Origin of the sequence: Algibacter sp., from assembly GCF_029245835.1 — a bacterium.
Taxonomy (GTDB): domain Bacteria; phylum Bacteroidota; class Bacteroidia; order Flavobacteriales; family Flavobacteriaceae; genus Algibacter_B.
The window spans coordinates 1-20,376 of sequence record NZ_JAQWOO010000033.1 but is presented as its reverse complement, the minus strand read 5'-3'; the positions used below and the strand labels follow the sequence as shown (position 1 = coordinate 20,376).

Below are 20,376 nucleotides of genomic sequence, written 5' to 3'. Positions count from 1 at the left end.
TAAGCATGTCAGATTCAGTCTTATATAGTGTTTTCTTATTAGTCTCTTTAGGAATAATAGCGGCTATTGTATTGTATGTAGTTTCTAAAAAGTTTTACGTTTATGAAGACCCACTAATTGGCGAAGTAGACGACATACTTCCTGCCGCCAATTGCGGTGGCTGTGGTTCTCCAGGATGTAAGGCCTTTGCTGAAAAGCTTGTTAACACAGAGGATATCTCTGAGTTATTCTGTCCGGTTGGTGGTAATGATGTTATGAAGCAGGTGTCTGCCATTTTAGGAAAAGAAGTTGCAGAACAAGACCCAACTGTTGCTGTTTTACTATGCCAAGGTGCTTGTGAAGTTAGACCAAAAACAACCTTATATCAAGGCCCCAGAACCTGCGCTATTTCTGCTATGGTTTATGGCGGGGAAACCGATTGTCAATATGGTTGTTTAGGAGATGGCGATTGTGTTGCGGTGTGCGATTTTGATGCTATGTGCATGGATGAAAATACAGGTTTACCCGTAATTATCACAGATAAATGTACGTCTTGTGGCGCTTGTGTAAAAGCTTGCCCAAGAGATATTATTGAAATGCGTCCACGTAACAAACGCGACCTAAAAATATTTGTTGGATGCTTAAACCAAGATAAAGCAGGTATTGCTAAAAAGGCTTGTGATGTTGCTTGTATAGGTTGCTCAAAATGTGAAGATATTTGTCCTAAAGATGCTGTGATTATGACCGATACTTTGGCCTATATCGATCCTATAGCATGTACCCTTTGTAGAAAATGTGTAGAGGTTTGCCCAACACATTCTATTATAGAAACAAACTTCCCTCCAAAAAAGGTAAAAAAACCAAAAGAAGACAAACCGAAAGTGGAAAAACAAGCCATAAAAAAAGTAACTGTAGCTAACACGAATGTAGAATCAGAAAAACCAAAAACAGATGCTTAAAACATTTCCAAAAGGGGGGATTCATCCTGCAGAAAACAAAATTACGTCTTCAAAAGCAATTAAAAGGATGCCCGTCCCAAAGGTTGTCTATGTTCCTATAGCACAACATATTGGAATTCCTTCTGAAATTATTGTTGACAGAAAAGATAAAGTTGAAATTGGACAAGTTATAGCCAAGTCTGGTGGGTTTGTATCATCTAATATACATTCTCCTGTTGCTGGAACGGTTACAAAACTTGATATGATTGTTGATACAAGTGGTTATAAAAAACAATGCATCGTTATAAGAACTGATGTTAAAAACGAATCAAATTTTGAGGTTCAGGATTTTCCTTTAAAAAAGGAAATTACTATGGGGCAAAAGGATATTCTAAAACACATTACAGATTCTGGTATTGTAGGTTTGGGAGGCGCTACATTTCCGTCGCATGTTAAGCTAGATCTCAAAAATGACAACAAAGTCGATTGTTTGATTATTAATGGTGTAGAGTGCGAACCTTATTTAACTGCCGACCATAGATTAATGCTTGAAAGAGCAGATGAGATTATTGTTGGGATTCAAATATTAATGCATGCCTTACATATTAATGAAGCCGTAATTGGCATTGAAAACAACAAAAAAGATGCGGTTAAAGCTTTAAAAAGAGCGGGGCAATCTGACAAAAGAATTAAAGTTGCCGCACTACAAGTTAAATATCCCCAAGGCAGTGAAAAACAACTTATTAAAGCCATTCTAAAACGCGAAGTACCTAAAGGCGGACTACCAATGGATGTTGGTGTGATTGTGCACAATGTGGGAACCATTTTCTCTATTTATCTAGCGGTTCAATACGATCAACCACTAATCGAGCGCGTGGTTACCGTTACAGGGAAAAAAATTGAAAATGCCTCTAATTTTTGGGTGAAAATAGGAACACCAATCAAGGATTTAGTTGCCGAAGTTGGTGGCTTACCAGAAGGCACCCGAAAAATAGTGAATGGTGGGCCTATGATGGGCAAAGCCATTAAAAATACTGACGTTCCTGTTACTAAAGGCACCTCTGGAATTTTAGTTATATCTGAAGATGAAGCAAGCAGACAAGACCCTAAAAACTGTATTCGCTGTGGTCACTGTGTATTTGTTTGCCCAATGGGATTAGAACCTCATTTGTTAATGAATTTATCGGAAAAAGGTCTATACGAACGTGCTGCATCTGAAGATATTATGACTTGTATTGAGTGTGGCTCTTGCAGTTATGTTTGTCCTTCTCACAGACCTCTATTAGACTACATAAGATTTGGAAAAAGTATTATTAAAAAATTAAACACTGCAAAGAACTAATATGGCAGATCCAATTATTATTTCAGCCTCACCACATGTGCATTCAGATAGAACATCGAAAAGAGTTATGTATGATGTGCTTTATGCCTTAATTCCAGCTTTTTTGGTATCCATTTATGTCTTCGGAATAAACGCTTTAATACTCACATCAGTTGCTGTTATATCTTGTATTGTATTTGAATATCTCATTCAAAAATATCTTTTAAAAACAGAAATTGCAATTGCGGATGGTTCAGCATTGATAACAGGAATACTTTTAGCATTCAATTTACCATCTAACTTACCTATCTGGATGATTATTATTGGTGCTTTTATTGCCATAGGAGTCGCAAAACTATCCTTTGGAGGTTTGGGTTATAACATTTTTAATCCAGCGCTTGTTGGTCGTGTATTCTTATTGGTTTGTTTCCCTGTACAAATGACCTCATGGCCTATTGCAGTTGAAAATTATTTGTCGTTAGATGCCGTTACTGGCGAAACTACTTTGGGAATCATCAAAGAAGGTTTAATGTATGGAGAAACCATGACTACCATTAGCGAAAAAATCCCTTCTGTAATGGAATTATTGCTTGGTATAACTAGTGGATCAGCTGGAGAAATGTCTGCATTGGCGTTACTTCTTGGAGGTTTATTTTTAATTGTAAGGAAAGTGATTACTTGGCACATTCCTGTCACCATATTAGTAACCATGGCAGTTATGACTGGGGTTTTCTGGTTAGTGAATCCAGAGCTGTACGCCAATCCATTAATTCATATTTTATCTGGTGGTGCTATTTTAGGAGCTTTTTATATGGCGACCGATTTAGTCACTAGCCCAATGACCAAAAAAGGCATGGTGATTTTCGCCATAGGAATTGCAATCATAACCGTAGTCATAAGATTATTTGGCGCTTATCCTGAAGGCGTATCATTCGCCATTTTAATTATGAATGCCTTTGTACCGCTTATAGACAAGTATTTTAAACCAAGACGATTTGGAAATAAAATAAAATCAAAAATCATGTAATTATGAGTAAAAAGGAATCTACTTTTTTTAATATGACTATGGCTCTTTTTGTAATTACAATTGTTGCAGGTGCGTCTCTTGGTTTTATAAATGATATCACTGAGGGTCCAAAAGCAAAAGCAAAATTAGAACGAAAGATAAACGCCTTAAAACAAGTTTTACCAGAATTTAATAACAATCCTGTTGAAGAAGTTTTAATGCTTAAATCTGATAAAACCAAAGATAGTATCGAAGTTTATATGGGAACTTTTGATGACCAACCTATAGGAACGGCAGTTATTGGTTCTTCCGAAAAAGGTTATAGTGGCTTGGTAAAAATAATGGTGGGATTTAATCCTGATAAAAGTATCAAAAATATTGTAGTGCTTGAACAAAAGGAAACACCAGGATTGGGAACAAAAATGAAGGATGAAAAATTCATGAGACAGTTTAGAGGTAAAAAACCATCAAAATTCAATTTAAAACCTACAAAAGATGGTGGTGACATTGATGCTTTAACCGGAGCAACTATTTCTACTCGTGCTTTTGGTGAAGCTGCCCAAATGGCTTACGATGTGTTTATAAAAACTAACCCATCTAAAAATTAGATATTATGGCAGAGAAATTAACTCAAAAGGAAAACTTTTTAAAAGGGATTATAAAAGACAATCCTGTTTTTGTGATGTTGTTAGGTATGTGTCCAACTTTGGGTGTTACCTCATCAGCTTTTAACGGATTGGGAATGGGAGTTGCAACATTATTTGTGTTATTAATGTCGAATATTGTGGTATCCTTGATTAAATCTCAAATACCAAGTAAGGTTAGGATTCCTGCATTTATTATCATTATTGCTTCTTTTGTTACTATTGTTGAGATGGTTTTAGAAGCCTACATCCCTTTCTTATTTGAACAACTCGGAATTTTCATCCCATTAATAGTAGTAAACTGTTTGATATTAGGTCGTGCTGAGGCATTTGCGTCAAAAAATGATGTAGTATCATCTATAGTTGATGCCTTAGGTATGGGAATTGGATTTACAATTGCTTTAACGGCTTTAGGCGCAGTGCGTGAAATATTAGGAAGCGGTAGCCTATTTGATTTCCGTTTCGTTTCAGAAGATGCCAACACTTTAATACTTTTCATCTTGCCACCAGGCGCTTTTATTGCTTTGGCTTATCTATCCGTTTTGTTCAATAAAGTATCTAAAACAAAATAACACATGGAATATATTTTAATACTTATAGCAGCCGTTTTTGTAAACAATATTGTATTGTCGCAGTTTTTAGGGATATGTCCATTTTTAGGTGTTTCTAACAAAGTATCGACGTCTATAGGCATGTCTGGCGCCGTATTATTTGTGATGACTATAGCCACAACAGTGACTTATTTATTACATGAATATATTTTAGTTCCTGCTGGATTAAATTATTTAAGAACCATCACGTTTATTTTGGTAATTGCGGCGTTAGTGCAGATGGTTGAAATTATTCTGAAAAAGGTAAGTCCGCCCTTATATCAAGCGTTAGGTGTTTTTCTTCCTTTAATTACTACCAACTGTGCTGTTTTAGGTGTCGCAATATTAGCATTAGGATTGGAAAATAGCAGTTTAATAAAAGCTGTGTTTTTTGCAATTTCAAACTCTATTGGATTCGCTTTAGCTTTAATTGTTTTTGCAAGTATAAGAGAACAACTAGAACTTGCTAATATTCCAGAAGGTATGAAAGGTGTTCCTATCAACTTGTTAGTAGCAGGGCTTTTATCACTAGCTTTTTTAGGGTTTACGGCGTTGGTTTAGGGTTGTAATTGGAATAATCCATTTATATGTAAATTCTGTGTTATTTCTTTAACACAACTACAAGATTCGTTGATTCATCAGGATTAAAAGGTTGTTTCTTTAGATCCCCATAGAATTCAATTTTAAAACCCATTTCTTTCGCCATTATATTGAAATCACTTTCTGAATGCCGGTATAATTTCGTTATAATTTGACTTTTCTGTTGGCTTTTCTTATCAATTTTATCGATGGTAAAATCTAAATCATTCTTATTCATTTTGTATTTCCTGATTATGGATACTTCATCATTTTCAAATACATTAAGTATATGGTTGCCACTTTCGGGTAGTTTAGCATAATTTACAATTTGCAATAATGCACTTCCGCCATTATTTAACATAACGGATATTTTTGACATTAATTTCCTTAATTCTAACACATTAATATTAGCAATGGTATTACCCAAGGATACGATAAAATCGTAATCTTTGTTTTTTGGATTGAACGCTGTTAATCCAGATTCAATAAAATTAATATCGGCATCAAAATTTTTTGCATTTTTCATGGCTTGTTGCAACATTCCTCTAGAGTGGTCAACGGCATCAACTTGTATTCCCAGTTTTGACAAGGCAATAGCATCTGCCCCAGTGCCACAACCTAAATCAAGGGCTGTTTTATAATTAATTGCAAGAAAGTTTTTTATGAAGGAAATTTTATTTTTTAGTGCTCTCTCAAAATCAATCATCAAATCATAATCATCGGAAAGTTCATCAAAAAATTGGCTATTGCTTTTCATATCTTTTTATTGAGGTCGATAAAAACTAGGTTTTAGAACACCATTTCTTATTTAAAATAACCAAATTCAGCATGAAGTTATTCAATATTATTAACACGATAAAAACAACTGAAATCAAACTATTTTACTTCATATGTTTCACCCGAGAAGAAGAGATCATCTGTTTTTGTAAACTTTGAATTTGCCATCACTTCTTTAGTTAAAGCGTCTTCTCTTTCTTCTAAAGTAACATCTTGAAAACGTCTTATAATTCCAGTAACTAAAGGATATTCTAATCTTACTAACATTTGATGTAAAGTTGGATCTTGTTCACCTGCATTGTGCACTAAAATATCTTGCTCTGTAATGCCATTTTCTCCAATGGTTACAACTTCTAATTTTAATCCATTTAACACCAATCCTTTATCCTTGTTTTTTCCGAAAATCATGGGTTCTCCATCTTCAACAAATAACTGTTGATCTTCCCTAACATTTTTATCTGTATATTGTGTAAAACAACCATCATTAAAAATTACACAGTTCTGTAATATTTCAATTAAAGAGGTCCCATTAAATGTTTCGGCATCTATAAACATTTGCGTCATTTCTTTTGGAGTATTCCCCCCTATTCTTGCAAAAAATCGTGCTTGAGCTCCAATGGCTAATTCACCTGGTTGAAATGGCGGTTGTGTATTACCATATGGAGATGACTTTGTTTTTTGTCTAACTAAAGAGGTTGGCGAAAACTGACCTTTAGTTAAACCATAGATTTCGTTATTAAAAAGCAAAATATTTAAGTCGATATTTCTTCGTAATACATGAATAAAATGATTTCCTCCTATAGCCATTGAATCGCCATCACCAGTAACTACCCAAACACTTAAATCTGGGTTTGCTAACTTCACACCAGATGCAATTGCTGGAGCTCTACCATGAATACCATGCATACCATAAGTATCCATATAATAAGGGAAACGAGAAGAACAACCAATACCTGAAATAAAGACAACATCTTCTTTTTTTACACCCATTTCTGGCAGTGCTTTTTGCATGGATCTTAAAATAACGTAATCATCGCAACCAGGGCACCATCTTACTTCTTGGTTACTTGCAAAATCTTTAAACGTATATTCTTTTTTAGCAGTTGTTTCCATAATTAACTTAGCAAATGTTTAAATTTCTCTGTAAGTTCTGTATTCCCAAATGGTAAGCCTTGAATTTTATTGAATTGCAAAAAGTCATACTTATTAAAATTCATTTTTAAAATACTAGCAAACTGACCATTATTTAACTCGCACACCACAATTTTTTTAAATTGACGCAAAATGGCTTCCGTATTTTTTGGCAACGGGTTTATATAATTAAAATGTGCATATCCAATCTTGTCATAGCCTTTTTCATTTAATTGTTTTACTGCAGAATGTAAACTACCATATGTTCCTCCCCATCCAACAACAAGTAAATCCCCAGTTTTGGCAAATTCAGTTTCTAATTCAGGGATGTAATTTTCAACACGTTTAATTTTTTCAGCCCTAATTTTAGTCATGTATTCATGATTCTCTGGAACATGAGACACGTCTCCCGTAATTTTATCTTTTTCCAAGCCTCCAATTCTATGTTCCAATCCAAAAGTACCTGGAACTGCCCAATCACGAGCTAGGGTTTCTTTATCTCTATCATACGGATGCCAATTTTCTTTGACTTCGTTTATTCTATTATTTTTTATTTCTGGCATTTCAGCAACCGATTTAATTAACCAAGGTTCAGAGCCATTAGCAATGTATCCATCGGTAAGCAATATAACTGGAGTCATATGTTCTAAAGCCAGTTTAGCAGCTTCGTATGCATATTTAAAACAATCTGAAGGTGTACTTGCTGCCATTACAATTACTGGGCTTTCACCATTTCTGCCATACATGGCTTGCAATAAATCAGACTGCTCTGTTTTGGTTGGTAACCCTGTTGATGGACCTCCTCTTTGAACATTTACTACAACCAATGGAAGTTCCACCATCATAGCTAATCCTAGAGCTTCACTTTTTAAAGCCAAACCTGGACCAGATGTGGTTGTGATTGCTAAATCTCCTGCAAATGATGCTCCAATAGCTGATGTTATTCCAGCAATTTCATCTTCTGCCTGAAAAGCCTTTACTCCAAAATGTTTGTGCTTAACTAATTCATGTAATATATCGGTAGCTGGTGTTATAGGATAAGACCCTAAAAATAATTCTATACCCGATTTTTCAGCTGCTGCTAAAAAACCCCAAGCTGTAGCTGTATTACCACTAATAATTCTATACGTACCAGCAGGCATACTTGCTGGTGATATTGTATATGAGTTAGGAATTAGCTCTAATGTTTCTGCAAAATAAAAACCTGTATTTAACACTTTAGTATTCGCTTCTATAAGATGTGGTTTAGATGCAAATTTTTTATTAAAAAAGTCTATCGTATGGTCTGTAGAACGGTCATACATCCAATACACTATTCCTAGAGCAAACATATTTTTACTTCTCGTAATGGTCTTATTATCTAAGCCCTCAACATCCTTTAAAGCTTCTTTTGTAAGCGATGAAATAGCGACTTCAATGACTCGATAATTATCAAGACTTCCATCTTCGAGCGGATTTGTTTCATATTTCGCTTTCTCTAAATTCTTTTTACTAAACGAATCGGTATCTATTATAATGGTATGCCCTGGCTTAACCGCATAAAGATTCGTTTTTAAACCCGCAGGATTCATAGCTACCAATAAATCTACATCATCGCCAGGTGTACTAATCTCTACACTACCGATATGAACTTGAAAGCCAGAAACACCATATAAACTTCCTTGAGGTGCTCTAATTTCTGAAGGGTAATTAGGAAACGTTGACACATCATTTCCAATCATTGCAGAAGTATCAGAAAATTGCGTTCCAGTTAACTGCATCCCATCACCAGAATCTCCAACAAATCTTATAACCACAGCTTCTAGAACTTCGGGTTGTATTTTGTTTTTTTCAGCAATCATAATTTTTAGGCATAAAAAAATTAGTATCAAAAAAATTGAAGTTGTCTTTATCAAATATAACTTCTGTATTTAAAATTTAACATGATTTATATCATATTATAAACGCCTAATAAAATTTAATTTTACTCCATACTATCATAAAAACATATTAATATGGCTATCATAATAACAGATGAATGCATTAATTGTGACGCATGTATTGTAGAATGTCCTAATAATGCAATTTATGAGCCCGATCAAGAATGGGCTTATGCAGACGAAACTGCTTTAAGCGGAACAATTACGCTTCCAAATGGCGATGAAGCTGACGCTGATGAAATGAACGAACCAATATCTGATGAGTTCTATTTTATAGTACCTGAAAAATGTACCGAATGTAAAGGATTTCATGATGAACCACAGTGTGCTTCAGTTTGTCCTGTAGATTGTTGTGTGCCTGATGAAGACCATGTTGAAAGTGAAGAAGCTTTATTAGAGAAAAAAGCTTGGCTACATGCCGAATAATTTTTATTAAACAATTAAAATAAATTTTTTTTGTATTTATTTCTAGCTATCAACACCTAAGAAATTTTTAGCAATTAAATTGAGGACCTCATATTATATGGGTCCTCTTTTTTTTTCAAAACACTTAAAATCTAACCAATTACATGATATTTATCATAGTCTATACTTTATAGTTCCTTTAATTTTATTGGGTATTTATTTGAACGACCTTTAGGTTTTAGTCAAAAAAAGAATCTTGTTAAGGTCTACACAATTAGAAATTTCAAAAAGCGTACTTACGTAGTTTTTTGTGAATTTTATTTAATAAGATAGCTTTATTATGAAGAAAAAATTTCCAAAACTAATTTGTGATGCCAATGAGGCGGTTGCAAGGGTTGCACATAAAACCAATGAGGTTTGTGCCATTTACCCAATTACGCCAGCATCACCAATGGGCGAACACGTAGATGTTTATAGCTCAAAAGGACAAAAAAACATTTGGGATAATGTCCCAAGAATTGTAGAAATGCAAAGTGAAGGTGGTGCTTCTGGGGCAGTTCATGGTTCGTTACAAGCAGGTGCTTTAACAACTACATTTACAGCATCTCAAGGCTTGTTGTTAATGATTCCTAACATGTATAAAATGGCAGGAGAGTTGTTACCATCAGTAATTCATGTAGCAGCAAGAACTATTGCAACACATGCATTATCAATATTTGGTGATCATTCTGATGTTATGGCGGCAAGACAAACTGGTTTCTCCATGTTATTTAGTGGTTCTGTACAAGAAGCACAAGATATGGCATTGATTTCTCAAGTTGCAACATTAAAATCAAGAATACCTTTCATGAATATTTTTGATGGCTTTAGAACCTCTCACGAGATTTCTAAAATTGATGGTATTACTGATGATATTATTAAGGATATGATGCCAGAGGACGACATCATGGCTCATAAAAAAAGATCATTAGATCCAGACAATCCTGTAATTAGAGGTACATCTCAAAATCCAGATGTATTCTTCCAAGCAAGAGAAGCTGCCAATCTTTATTATGATAAAGTCCCTGGAATTGTTGAAGACACTATGAATGAGTTTTACAAACATACAGGAAGAAAGTATAGCTTATTCTATTATGTGGGTCATCCTGAAGCCGAAAAAGTAGTGGTAATTATGGGTTCTGGCCAAGGCCCTGTAATGGAAGCTGTTGATACCATGGTTAAAAATGGGGAAAAAGTTGGTGCTATTATAGTACGTTTATTCAGACCATTCTCTATTAGTCATTTTGTAGATGCATTACCAGAAACAGTTAAAAAAGTTGCTGTTTTAGACAGAACTAAGGAGCCTGGAAGTATTGGTGAGCCACTTTATCAAGATGTTGTTACAGCCTTTATAGAAAGTGAAAGAGCGATGCCAAAAATTATTGGTGGACGCTACGGTTTATCTTCTAAAGAGTTTGACCCAGCAATGGTTAAAGCGGTTTATGATGAGTTAGACAAAGCGCAACCTTTAAACCATTTTACAGTTGGTATTAATGATGATGTTTCTTTTAAAAGTCTAAATATTGGAAGCAGATTACATACTGTTAAAAACACCTTTAACTGCATGTTCTACGGTTTAGGTTCTGATGGTACCGTTGGTGCTAATAAAAACTCCATTAAAATTATTGGCGAAACAACTGATAATTATGTGCAGGGTTATTTTGTTTATGATTCTAAAAAAGCAGGTGCTCAAACCGTGTCACATTTACGTTTTGGACCAGACCCAATATATTCAACCTATTTAATTCATAAAGCAAACTTTATTGCGTGTCATCAATTTAATTTTATTGAAAAATATGACATTTTAAAGAACATCAAAAAAGGCGGAACCTTCTTATTGAACTCGCCTTTTGATAAAGATGTTGTTTGGGACATTCTTCCTAAAAAAATGCAGGAAGAAATTGTTGAAAATGAATTGGATTTCTATGTAATTGATGCCACTAAAGTAGCTCAAGAAGCAAAATTAGGTAAACGTACCAATACCGTTTTACAAACATGCTTCTTTGCTATTTCAGGAGTACTTCCAAAAGATGAAGCGATTCAGAAAATTAAAGAAGCTATTGTAAAATCGTATTCTAAAAAAGGAGAAGCTGTTGTTCAGATGAACTTCAACGCGGTGGATAAATCTTTAGAAAACCTTCAAAAAGTTGATTATCCAAAACAAATTACAAGTGATACAGAATTGAAACCAATGATGACAGGTGATGCAGACCCCTTTGTAAAAGAAGTTTTAGGAAAAATACTAGCTGGAAATGGAGATGAGCTTCCGGTAAGCGCATTCACGGTAGATGGCACGTTCCCAACAGGAACAACGCAATTCGAGAAACGTGGTATTGCTGATAAAGTTCCAGTTTGGGACGGAGAAGATATCTGTACACAATGTAACAAGTGTGTGGTTATTTGTCCGCACGCAGCCATTAGAGCTAAAGTAGTTTCTAACGAAGAATTGGTTGGCGCACCTTCTACATTAAAATCGGTTCCAGCAATAGGTAGACCATTTAACAAAGAAGAAGAATCGTATGTATTGCAAGTATCTCCACAAGATTGTACAGGTTGCGACCTTTGTGTTGAGGTTTGTCCTGCTGTAAGTAAGGAAGATCCAGACTTTAAAGCGATTAATATGCACAGTAAACTTAAAGTTGAAGCCGCAGAAGATCCTAATTGGGACTATTTCATCAATTTACCTGATTATGATAGAACAGAATTAAATATCACTAATGTAAAAGGATCTCAGTTCCTTGAACCATTGTTTGAGTTCTCTGGAGCATGTTCTGGTTGTGGTGAAACACCATATATTAAATTACTAACTCAATTATATGGAGACAGTATTTTAATAGCTAACGCAACTGGTTGTTCTTCTATTTATGGGGGTAATTTACCAACAACGCCTTATAAAACTAATAAGTTTGGTAGAGGTCCAGCTTGGGCAAATTCATTATTTGAAGACAACGCTGAATATGGTTTAGGAATGAAGTTAGGGTTAACTAAAAAACAGGAAATTTCTGAAAACCTATTAAAAGGATTAGAAGCAGAAGTTGGTTCTGAATTAGTTGATGCTATTTTAAACAATCCGGAAAAAACGGAAGCTGAAAAAGAAGAAAACTTCGCAAACCTTGACACCCTTAAAGCTAAGTTAGCTACAATTGATAAACCCGAAGCCAAAAAATTATCGCAATTAACAGAGTACCTACGTAAAAAGTCTGTTTGGATTCTTGGTGGTGATGGTTGGGCTTATGACATAGGTTATGGTGGCGTTGACCACGTATTGGCGTCTGGAGAAAACATCAATATTATGGTGTTAGATACTGAGATATATTCCAATACTGGTGGACAAATGTCTAAAGCGACCCCATTAGGCGCAAGTGCTAAATTTGCTGTATCTGGTAAACGTACTAGCAAGAAAAATTTAGCCTTACAAGCTGTTTCTTATGATAACGTATATGTTGCTCAAATAGCAATTGGAGCGAAGGATATGCAAACGCTTAAAGCTATTGAAGAAGCTGAAGCTTATGATGGACCATCATTAATTATTGCTTACTCACATTGTGGTGACCATGGTTATAATTTAAAAGATGGAGCAATTCATCAACAAAAAGCGGTTGAAACTGGTTATTGGCCATTATTTAGATTCGACCCTTCTAAACCAAAAGGCAAGAAGTTTAGATTAGACTCTAAAGCGCCTTCTGCACCACTTGAGGAATTTATGTATACAGAAACTCGATTCTCAAGAGTTGTTAAAGATGATGCCGAATTAGGAGCTAAACTTCTTAAACAAGCGCAAGAAGAAGTTGATTCTAGATGGGAACGCTTAGAACTTCATAGAGGTATGTAAATATCATGAAGGTTATGCTTTAATTTAAAAATCATTCTACATGTCTTAATTGCAGGTAGAATGATTTTTTTTATTGGCAAATTAGAATTTACCAGAGAAATTTTGGTATTAATATTAATGCGGACTTAAATTTTATGCATCAATATTAATAACTTGTTCTATTTGTGGCGCATACTTTTTTATAGTCATTTCTACACCAGATTTCAATGTCATTTGATTAACACTACAACCCACACAGGCGCCTTGAAGCTGCACCTTTACAAGGTTGTCATTTTCAATAGACAATAATGAAATATCACCACCATCACTTTGTAAAAATGGACGAATTTCATCTAAAGCTTTTTCAACATTTAATTTAAGTTCTTCTGAGCTCATAATCTATTTTTCCTCACCCTAGCCCTCTCCAAAGAAAAGGGAAATGAATTTATTATTTTTTAACTGCCGCGCAACCTGCCATAGTTGTAATTTTAATGGCTTCGGTTGGAGGTAAATCGTCATTTCGTCTTACAACTTCCTGAACCACATTTCGAGTTATTTCCTCAAATGCTTGTTCAAGCGGTGTTGCCGTTTGTAATGCTGCTGGACGACCAACATCTCCAGCTTCTCTGATACTTTGCACCAATGGTAATTCTCCTAAAAATGGCACTTCTAAATCTTCAGCTAAATTTTTGGCGCCTTCTTTTCCGAAGATAAAATATTTATTGTCTGGCAATTCTGCAGGTGTAAAATATGCCATATTTTCAATAATACCTAATACTGGCACATTAATACTTTCTTGCTTAAACATGGCTACACCCTTTTTAGCATCAGCTAACGCCACATTTTGAGGTGTACTAACTACAACAGCACCCGTAATTGGTAACGATTGCATGATGCTTAAATGAATATCGCCTGTTCCTGGAGGCAAATCAATTAACAGAAAGTCTAACTCACCCCAATGGGCATCAAAAATCATTTGATTTAATGCTTTTGCCGCCATTGGCCCTCGCCAAACTACGGCCTGATCCGGTTGTGTAAAAAACCCAATTGATAATATTTTAATCCCGTAGTTCTCTACAGGTTTCATTTTAGATTTTCCTTGAATGTTTACTGCTAATGGTTTCTCATTAGCAACATCAAACATAATAGGAATAGATGGTCCGTAAATATCGGCATCTAAAACACCCACTTTAAAGCCCATTTTCGCTAAAGTGACCGCTAAATTTGCTGTAACGGTAGATTTTCCAACACCACCTTTACCAGAGGCCACCGCTACTATATTTTGAATGCCCGGAATTGGCTTTCCTTTTATCACATTTGCTTTAGGAGTAGCTGGTGCATCAACCTTTACATTAACTGTAATTTTTGCCTTTTTATAAACCTTTTCATGAATGGTCTTAAGGATATCAACCTCGGTACGCTTTTTTGCTTGTAAACTTGGGTTTTGTATGGTAATATCTACAATAACCTCATCTCCAAAAGTGATTATATTTTTAACCGCTCCGCTCTCGACCATATTTTGTCCTTCTCCAGGAACTGTTATGGTTTCTAATGCTTTTAATATATCTTTTTTATCTAACTTCATTTCTTTTATTAAGAATCATTCTAAGAACAAAGATAGGCAATAAAGCTTAAAATTAGAAGCTTGTTGTTAGAAGTTTTAACTATGTAATTATTGGGTTTTTGATTATGGCTTTTGAATTTAGAATTATTTGTGTTTTATTCAAAAATTAAGAAATAATAAAACAACCTTAATTTGAAACTGAAATACATTGAACATAACAATTACAGCTCCTTAGAAGGATCCCAATACACCTTGTCTAATTCTTGAATTTGATTTTCAATGACTTTAATACCTTCACTTTCCAGTAACTGCTGCATCAAATTTGTGCCATCAAAATGATGTTTTCCTGTTAGCAATCCTTTTCTATTTACAACACGATGTGCTGGCACATCTTTACCATGAGAACCATTCATAGCATAACCTACCATTCTAGCGCTTCTTGCTGCACCTAAATAGGTTGCAATAGCCCCATAACTTGTGACTCTCCCATAGGGGATTTGTTTTGCAACTTTGTAAACTTTATCAAAAAAACTTAGCGTTTTTGGTTGCATTTAGAAATCTTGGATAATGTTAATTAAAGTCACAATGGAGATAACACCTGTAATACCACCAATAATACGGTTCATGTTTTTTTGAGAAGTGAATGATTTTCCTTTTACTTTATCAAAGAAAAAAATATACATATATAGTGTTACAAATGTTCCTGTACCAGCTCCAATAACATAAGACATAATACTTGTTTTTTCGAATGTCATCCAACCGAATGACGCCAGAGTAATAGTCATATAAGCTTGGTATGGAATTGGAAACACATTGATTGCTGATAAAAATACACCTTGAAAAAACCGACTATGTTTACTCTTTATTTTAGGGTCTATTTGTTGTTTTAACTCTGATTTAGCTATAAATAAAAAATAGACTGTAATTAAGATAAAGATTACTAAGGCAACAATTCTGAGTATACCGATAACTTCTGGATGCATACTTAAATACCTAGCAAAAATTGCAGCCAAATACGTTTGAACCAAAACTACGACACAAACTCCTAAAGAAAACATAATACCCCTGACGTGACCTTCTTTTAAGCTAATTTTTGCAACCGTCATATTTAGTAACCCAGGAGGAATAACGCCTATTAAAGCAAAAAATAATCCTAAAAAAAAGATAAACGTAATATTCATTACTATTTTATTTTGAATCTAATATAAGTAATTGGTTTGTTTTGTTCTAAATATTGCGACTCATAAAAAGTTTGAATACTTGTTACTTCTTCCGGACTTCCTTCTTGCTTATATACATTATGGTTTGCATATAGTACTTCGTGTTCTGCACCATGTAATAAACCAAGCGTGTAACCGTGCATAAACTCGCTATCGGTTTTTAAGTTCATGATGCCTTCTGGCTTTAAGATTTGCTTATAACGCTCTAAAAATGTGGCGTTAGTCATGCGGTGTTTGGTACGCTTATATTTTATTTGCGGATCGGGGAAAGTTATCCAGATTTCGTCCACTTCGTTTTCTGCAAATGCATGATCGATTAACTCGATTTGGGTACGAAGAAATGCTACGTTTGGAATATTTTCTTCAATGGCTGTTTTAGCACCTCTCCAAAAACGTGCGCCTTTAATATCGACACCTACAAAATTTTTGTTTGGATATTTTTTGGCTAAAGCAACAGAATATTCGCCTTTACCACATCCTAATTCTAATACTAACGGATTATTATTTTTAAAAACTTCTGTTCTCCAATTACCTTTTAAATTGAAATTTGAATTTACCAACTCGTCTCTGGTTGGTTGAACGACATTTGAAAATGTTTCGTTTTCTTTAAATCTTCTAAGTTTATTTTTACTTCCCAAAACTTCTTAACTATTTCTTATGATTACTTTTGAATTGGTAAAAATAGAGAATTTATAGCTACAAAATTCTCTATTTTAGATTCCCGTTTTATTCATTGTTGATATTTTATAATAATGAATTCATGAATCTTACGATTTCGTGGGAATGACAAATTTAACTGAAACCCAAAGAACAATTTCGGGAGCGTTTTCTTAATATTAAGGAAATACACAATAACCTTAATAGCTTATCTTTGAATTTAGCAAAAAAGTGCGTGAGGGATTGAGGCATTGTTGAAGCTCTTTTTGTGTTGTTGCACCTATGCAACACAAAAAAGCGACTGCCGAAAGCCCGACCCTTGGGGCACGCCCAAATTATTATAATGAAAAAACGGATTTTAGTGGCACCTTTGAATTGGGGACTTGGACACGCCACGCGTTGCATACCGATAATTAACGCTTTGATTGATGAAGGATTTGTACCGGTTATTGCTAGTGATGGCGGTACTTTGACCTTACTACGGAAGGAATTTCCAAACCTTTCTTCGATTGAATTGCCTTCGTATAACATTACGTATACCAAAAATGGGAAGCTTTTTAAATTGAAACTTCTAAAGGATTCTCCTAAACTTTTAAAAGTAATTAAGGCTGAAAAAAAAATGATTTCAAGAATTTTAGACCATAACGATATTGCGGGAATAATTTCTGATAATAGATTAGGGGTAAGGAGTAAAAAAGTGCCCTCCGTTTTTATGACGCATCAGTTACATGTTTTGAGCGGCAAAACGACTTGGTTAAGCACTAAAATGCATCAAAAATTTATAAAAAAGTTTGATGTTTGTTGGATTCCTGATGCTCCAGGTAATATAAACTTGAGTGGTATATTAGGACACGTTAAAACTTTTGATATACCTTTAAAATATATTGGTCCGCTGAGTAGGTTTAATAAATCTAATGCTAAAATTAAAAATGACTTGATGGTTTTACTTTCGGGTCCTGAACCACAGCGCACACTACTTGAAGAAAAATTACTTTCGGAATTGAAAGACTACTCTGGAAATGTTGTTTTTGTGAAAGGCACTATTGAGAAAGAGCAAACCATACAGGTTTTTGGCAAGGTTACTATTTATAATTTTATGACGTCTAGCTTATTAGAAAAAACTATAAATGAGAGTGCTTTGGTTTTATCTAGATCGGGCTATACCACCATTATGGATTTAGCAAAACTTAACAAAAAAGCGTTTTTTATTCCTACTCCTGGACAGTTTGAACAGGACTATTTAGCCAAACGACTTACAGAAATGAGCTTAGTACCTAGTTGTAAACAAAACGATTTTACGTTACAAAAATTAGATGATGTTAAAGCTTATGAAGGGTTGAAACCCTTTGATTTTGAAGTAAATTACAAAGAATTATTTAGCCTTTTCTAAAGTAAAAGAGAACTCGCTACCAACACCATATTCGCTTTCTACATAAATTTTTTCTTCGTGTGCTTCTATGATATGCTTTACAATAGACAGCCCAAGGCCTGAGCCTCCTTCTTTTCTTGATCCACTTTTATCTACACGATAAAACCGCTCAAATAAACGTGGGATATGCTCTTTACTAATCCCTTCTCCGTTATCGGTAACACGAACAATAACTTTATTTTTAATGAGGTTTTCAACACTAACTTCTGTAGTGCCTCTTTCACTACCGTATTTTATTGAATTAACCATTAAATTAGCCAAAACTTGCTGAATACGTTCTCTATCTGCCTTTACCATTATAGGATTAGGATAATCCCTATCAAAAGTTAGGGTTATTTTTTTCTTGTGAGCTTTCATCTCTAACATATCAAATACATTTTCGACTAACTCAACAATATCAAAAACCTCCATGTTTAAACTTAAATCACCTACTTCTAATTTGGTAATCATGTCTAAATCTTTAATAATATAACCCAACCGTTCTATCCCTTTACTGGCTCTTTCTAGGTATTTCTCCCTAATATTTTTATCATTCATAGCACCATCAAGTAAGGTTAAGATATAACCTTGCACCGTAAATAAGGGCGTTTTTAATTCGTGCGATACATTACCTAAAAACTCTTTTCGATATTCTTCTCTAACTTTTAGGGTTTCAATTTCAATCTTTTTGTCTCTAGCAAACTTATCTATTTCTTGAGTTAAAGTTTGCATATCTGTTGTAATGGGACCTTTAGCTAAGTTTACAGATTCAAGGAGTGTTAAATCATCATAGATTCGTTTTACACTTTTGTAAATAAATCGCTCTACACTAAATTGAATAATGGCAAAAGAAAACACGAATATACATACCGAAATTAAAAATGGATAATACCATTCAAAATCATGGTAGTAATACAAAAAAACACTCATTAAGAGTGTTGTATATAATGTTATGAAACATGCTGTACGAGCAGCAAATCGATATGATTTTTTAAATTTTGCCTGCATTATTAATCAACAAACTTATAGCCTACCCCTTTTATAGTTTTAAAGCTTTTATCACCTAATTTTTCACGAAGTTTTCTAATATGAACATCGATAGTCCTTCCTCCAACAACAACTTCATTACCCCAAACAGCATCAAGAATATCATCTCTTTTAAAAACTTTTCCGGGTTTGGATGCTAGTAAAGATAATAATTCAAATTCTTTTCTAGGCAAAACAAGTTCTTTTCCTTTTGAAATAATTTTATACTCGTCTCTATTAATAACCAAGCTACCAACCTTAAGGGTGTCTGCAACATCTTCCTCTTTAAAACGTCTTAAAAGGGCTTTAACTTTACTCACTAAAACTTTTGGTTTTATGGGTTTTGTAATATAATCATCAGCTCCTGCATCAAACCCAGCTACTTGAGAATAATCTTCTCCTCTTGCTGTTAAAAATGTGATAATCGAATTTTTTAAATCAGGATTTTTTCTAATAATCTCACAAGCTTCAATACCATCCATTTCAGGCATCATAACATCTAAAATAATTAAATGCGGAAGTTCCTTTTTTGCCTTCTTAACACCTTCCTGCCCGTTTTCAGCAGTAATAACTTGGTATCCTTCATTAGACAAATTGTAACCAACTATTTCTAAGATATCTGGCTCATCATCAACTAATAATATCTTAATATCCTTTTTTTTCATTATTGATACGCTTGTTTATTGAAGTAAAGATAAAACTTAAAATACAATTTTATTAACATAACAAAATTAATAACATTATGGTAACAAATACTTTTTACTAATTTTAAGCTTTCGACCAATTACTATAATCTTTAACACTCTTTTGGCACCACTTTTGCTGTTATTTATTATCTTTATATAACCAAATCGTAGTGTATGAAAAAAGCTTACATTTTATTTTTATTCGCAATATTAGCTCTTTTTACCTCCCAAAATATGGGAGCTCAAAACTACGCTAAAAACCCCACTACGCATCAAAATATTGAAGGACTATCCATTTATCCTAATCCTGCGAATAGCCAAAGACCCATAATAAACATTGCATCAAAGCACAATTTAATTAAGCATATTGAAATATTTGATGTTCTTGGAAAGCAAGTATTCGCCACTATTATTTCAAATAAAGAATTGAATATTTCTAATTTAAGAAAAGGTGTATATATTTTAAAAATTACCGAAAATAATATCAGTGCATCAAGAAAGCTTGTAATTAAATAGTCCAAGACTATAAAATCAGTAAAAGAGGCTGTCTAAAAAGGCAGTCTCTTTTTTATTGTTTTAGATTTTAAAAAAAGTATTGGTTTTCGTATCTTAAAGGTATGAAAAGCAACATCGTTTGGAAGACGAATAGTCAGTCTCAATTAAGTCTTCTCCCACC

Annotated in this window: 20 protein-coding genes; 10 read left to right on the top strand and 10 right to left on the bottom strand. The window is 34.1% G+C overall.

Features of this window, described 5'->3' with window-relative positions; genetic code table 11:
• Positions 1-5: 5 nt before the first annotated feature.
• The 6 genes from P8K68_RS05515 to P8K68_RS05490 are packed head-to-tail and all read left to right on the top strand — an operon-like array spanning position 6 to position 5,039.
• Positions 6-938, top strand: coding sequence for a Fe-S cluster domain-containing protein (locus P8K68_RS05515; protein WP_300248679.1), 933 nt, complete (start codon positions 6-8; stop codon positions 936-938).
• Entirely contained in the window at positions 931-2,259 is a 1,329-nt protein-coding gene (gene rsxC / locus P8K68_RS05510; protein ID WP_300248678.1) for an electron transport complex subunit RsxC, read from the top strand. Before P8K68_RS05515 ends, rsxC begins: the two co-directional genes overlap by 8 nt.
• A gap of 1 nt (position 2,260) precedes the next feature.
• Positions 2,261-3,265, top strand: coding sequence for an RnfABCDGE type electron transport complex subunit D (locus P8K68_RS05505; RefSeq protein WP_300248677.1), 1,005 nt, complete (start codon positions 2,261-2,263; stop codon positions 3,263-3,265).
• Between the two features lie 2 nt (positions 3,266-3,267).
• Positions 3,268-3,852 carry an RnfABCDGE type electron transport complex subunit G gene (locus P8K68_RS05500; protein WP_300248676.1) on the top strand — a complete coding sequence of 195 codons (585 nt, stop codon included), beginning with the start codon at positions 3,268-3,270 and terminating at the stop codon, positions 3,850-3,852.
• 5 nt (positions 3,853-3,857) lie between these two features.
• Positions 3,858-4,460 carry an electron transport complex subunit E gene (locus tag P8K68_RS05495; RefSeq protein WP_300248675.1) on the top strand — a complete coding sequence of 201 codons (603 nt, stop codon included), beginning with the start codon at positions 3,858-3,860 and terminating at the stop codon, positions 4,458-4,460.
• Between the two features lie 3 nt (positions 4,461-4,463).
• On the top strand, positions 4,464-5,039 hold the full coding sequence (locus P8K68_RS05490; RefSeq protein WP_300248674.1) for an RnfABCDGE type electron transport complex subunit A: 576 nt from the start codon (positions 4,464-4,466) through the stop codon (positions 5,037-5,039).
• A 40-nt stretch (positions 5,040-5,079) separates the two neighbouring features.
• Here P8K68_RS05490 and P8K68_RS05485 read toward each other — a convergent pair whose 3' ends face one another.
• The 3 genes from P8K68_RS05485 to P8K68_RS05475 all read right to left on the bottom strand — a co-directional run bounded on the left by P8K68_RS05485 (position 5,080) and on the right by P8K68_RS05475 (position 8,806).
• Positions 5,080-5,814, bottom strand: a complete 735-nt coding sequence (locus P8K68_RS05485; RefSeq protein ID WP_300248673.1) for a class I SAM-dependent methyltransferase — start codon at positions 5,812-5,814, stop codon at positions 5,080-5,082.
• 119 nt (positions 5,815-5,933) lie between these two features.
• The gene (locus P8K68_RS05480; RefSeq protein WP_300248672.1) at positions 5,934-6,947 is read right to left on the bottom strand and encodes a 2-oxoacid:ferredoxin oxidoreductase subunit beta; all 1,014 of its coding nucleotides are present in this window, start codon (positions 6,945-6,947) and stop codon (positions 5,934-5,936) included.
• 2 nt (positions 6,948-6,949) lie between these two features.
• Positions 6,950-8,806 (bottom strand): 2-oxoacid:acceptor oxidoreductase subunit alpha, encoded by a 1,857-nt coding sequence (locus P8K68_RS05475; protein ID WP_300248671.1) that lies wholly within the window; start codon positions 8,804-8,806, stop codon positions 6,950-6,952.
• Positions 8,807-8,959: 153 nt separating this feature from the next.
• Here P8K68_RS05475 and P8K68_RS05470 point away from each other — a divergent pair, with 153 nt between their 5' ends.
• Both P8K68_RS05470 and nifJ read left to right on the top strand, forming a co-directional pair.
• Positions 8,960-9,310, top strand: coding sequence for a 4Fe-4S dicluster domain-containing protein (locus P8K68_RS05470; protein ID WP_300248670.1), 351 nt, complete (start codon positions 8,960-8,962; stop codon positions 9,308-9,310).
• A gap of 319 nt (positions 9,311-9,629) precedes the next feature.
• Positions 9,630-13,160 carry a pyruvate:ferredoxin (flavodoxin) oxidoreductase gene (nifJ, locus tag P8K68_RS05465; RefSeq protein WP_300248669.1) on the top strand — a complete coding sequence of 1,177 codons (3,531 nt, stop codon included), beginning with the start codon at positions 9,630-9,632 and terminating at the stop codon, positions 13,158-13,160.
• 132 nt (positions 13,161-13,292) lie between these two features.
• Here the strand turns inward: nifJ and P8K68_RS05460 are convergent, their stop codons facing one another.
• The 5 genes from P8K68_RS05460 to trmB all read right to left on the bottom strand — a co-directional run bounded on the left by P8K68_RS05460 (position 13,293) and on the right by trmB (position 16,561).
• Entirely contained in the window at positions 13,293-13,535 is a 243-nt protein-coding gene (locus P8K68_RS05460; protein WP_300248668.1) for a NifU family protein, read from the bottom strand.
• A gap of 52 nt (positions 13,536-13,587) precedes the next feature.
• Entirely contained in the window at positions 13,588-14,724 is a 1,137-nt protein-coding gene (locus tag P8K68_RS05455) for an Mrp/NBP35 family ATP-binding protein (RefSeq protein ID WP_300248667.1), read from the bottom strand.
• 200 nt (positions 14,725-14,924) lie between these two features.
• Positions 14,925-15,254, bottom strand: coding sequence for an MGMT family protein (locus P8K68_RS05450; protein WP_300248666.1), 330 nt, complete (start codon positions 15,252-15,254; stop codon positions 14,925-14,927).
• Complete coding sequence (locus P8K68_RS05445; protein ID WP_300248665.1) at positions 15,255-15,884, bottom strand: LysE family transporter; 630 nt, start codon at positions 15,882-15,884, stop codon at positions 15,255-15,257.
• Positions 15,885-15,886: 2 nt separating this feature from the next.
• Positions 15,887-16,561 (bottom strand): tRNA (guanosine(46)-N7)-methyltransferase TrmB, encoded by a 675-nt coding sequence (trmB, locus tag P8K68_RS05440; RefSeq protein WP_300248664.1) that lies wholly within the window; start codon positions 16,559-16,561, stop codon positions 15,887-15,889.
• A 362-nt stretch (positions 16,562-16,923) separates the two neighbouring features.
• Between trmB and P8K68_RS05435 the strand changes: the two genes are divergently transcribed.
• Positions 16,924-17,970 carry a glycosyltransferase gene (locus P8K68_RS05435; RefSeq protein WP_300248663.1) on the top strand — a complete coding sequence of 349 codons (1,047 nt, stop codon included), beginning with the start codon at positions 16,924-16,926 and terminating at the stop codon, positions 17,968-17,970.
• Here P8K68_RS05435 and P8K68_RS05430 read toward each other — a convergent pair.
• Complete coding sequence (locus tag P8K68_RS05430; protein ID WP_300248662.1) at positions 17,953-18,996, bottom strand: ATP-binding protein; 1,044 nt, start codon at positions 18,994-18,996, stop codon at positions 17,953-17,955. The two genes, P8K68_RS05435 and P8K68_RS05430, sit on opposite strands and share 18 nt — an antisense overlap.
• A 2-nt stretch (positions 18,997-18,998) precedes the next feature.
• Positions 18,999-19,679: a response regulator transcription factor gene (locus P8K68_RS05425; protein WP_300248661.1), complete on the bottom strand. Its 681-nt coding sequence runs from the start codon at positions 19,677-19,679 to the stop codon at positions 18,999-19,001.
• A 195-nt stretch (positions 19,680-19,874) separates the two neighbouring features.
• Here P8K68_RS05425 and P8K68_RS05420 point away from each other — a divergent pair, with 195 nt between their 5' ends.
• Positions 19,875-20,216 carry a T9SS type A sorting domain-containing protein gene (locus P8K68_RS05420; RefSeq protein WP_300248660.1) on the top strand — a complete coding sequence of 114 codons (342 nt, stop codon included), beginning with the start codon at positions 19,875-19,877 and terminating at the stop codon, positions 20,214-20,216.
• Positions 20,217-20,376 lie beyond the last annotated feature (160 nt).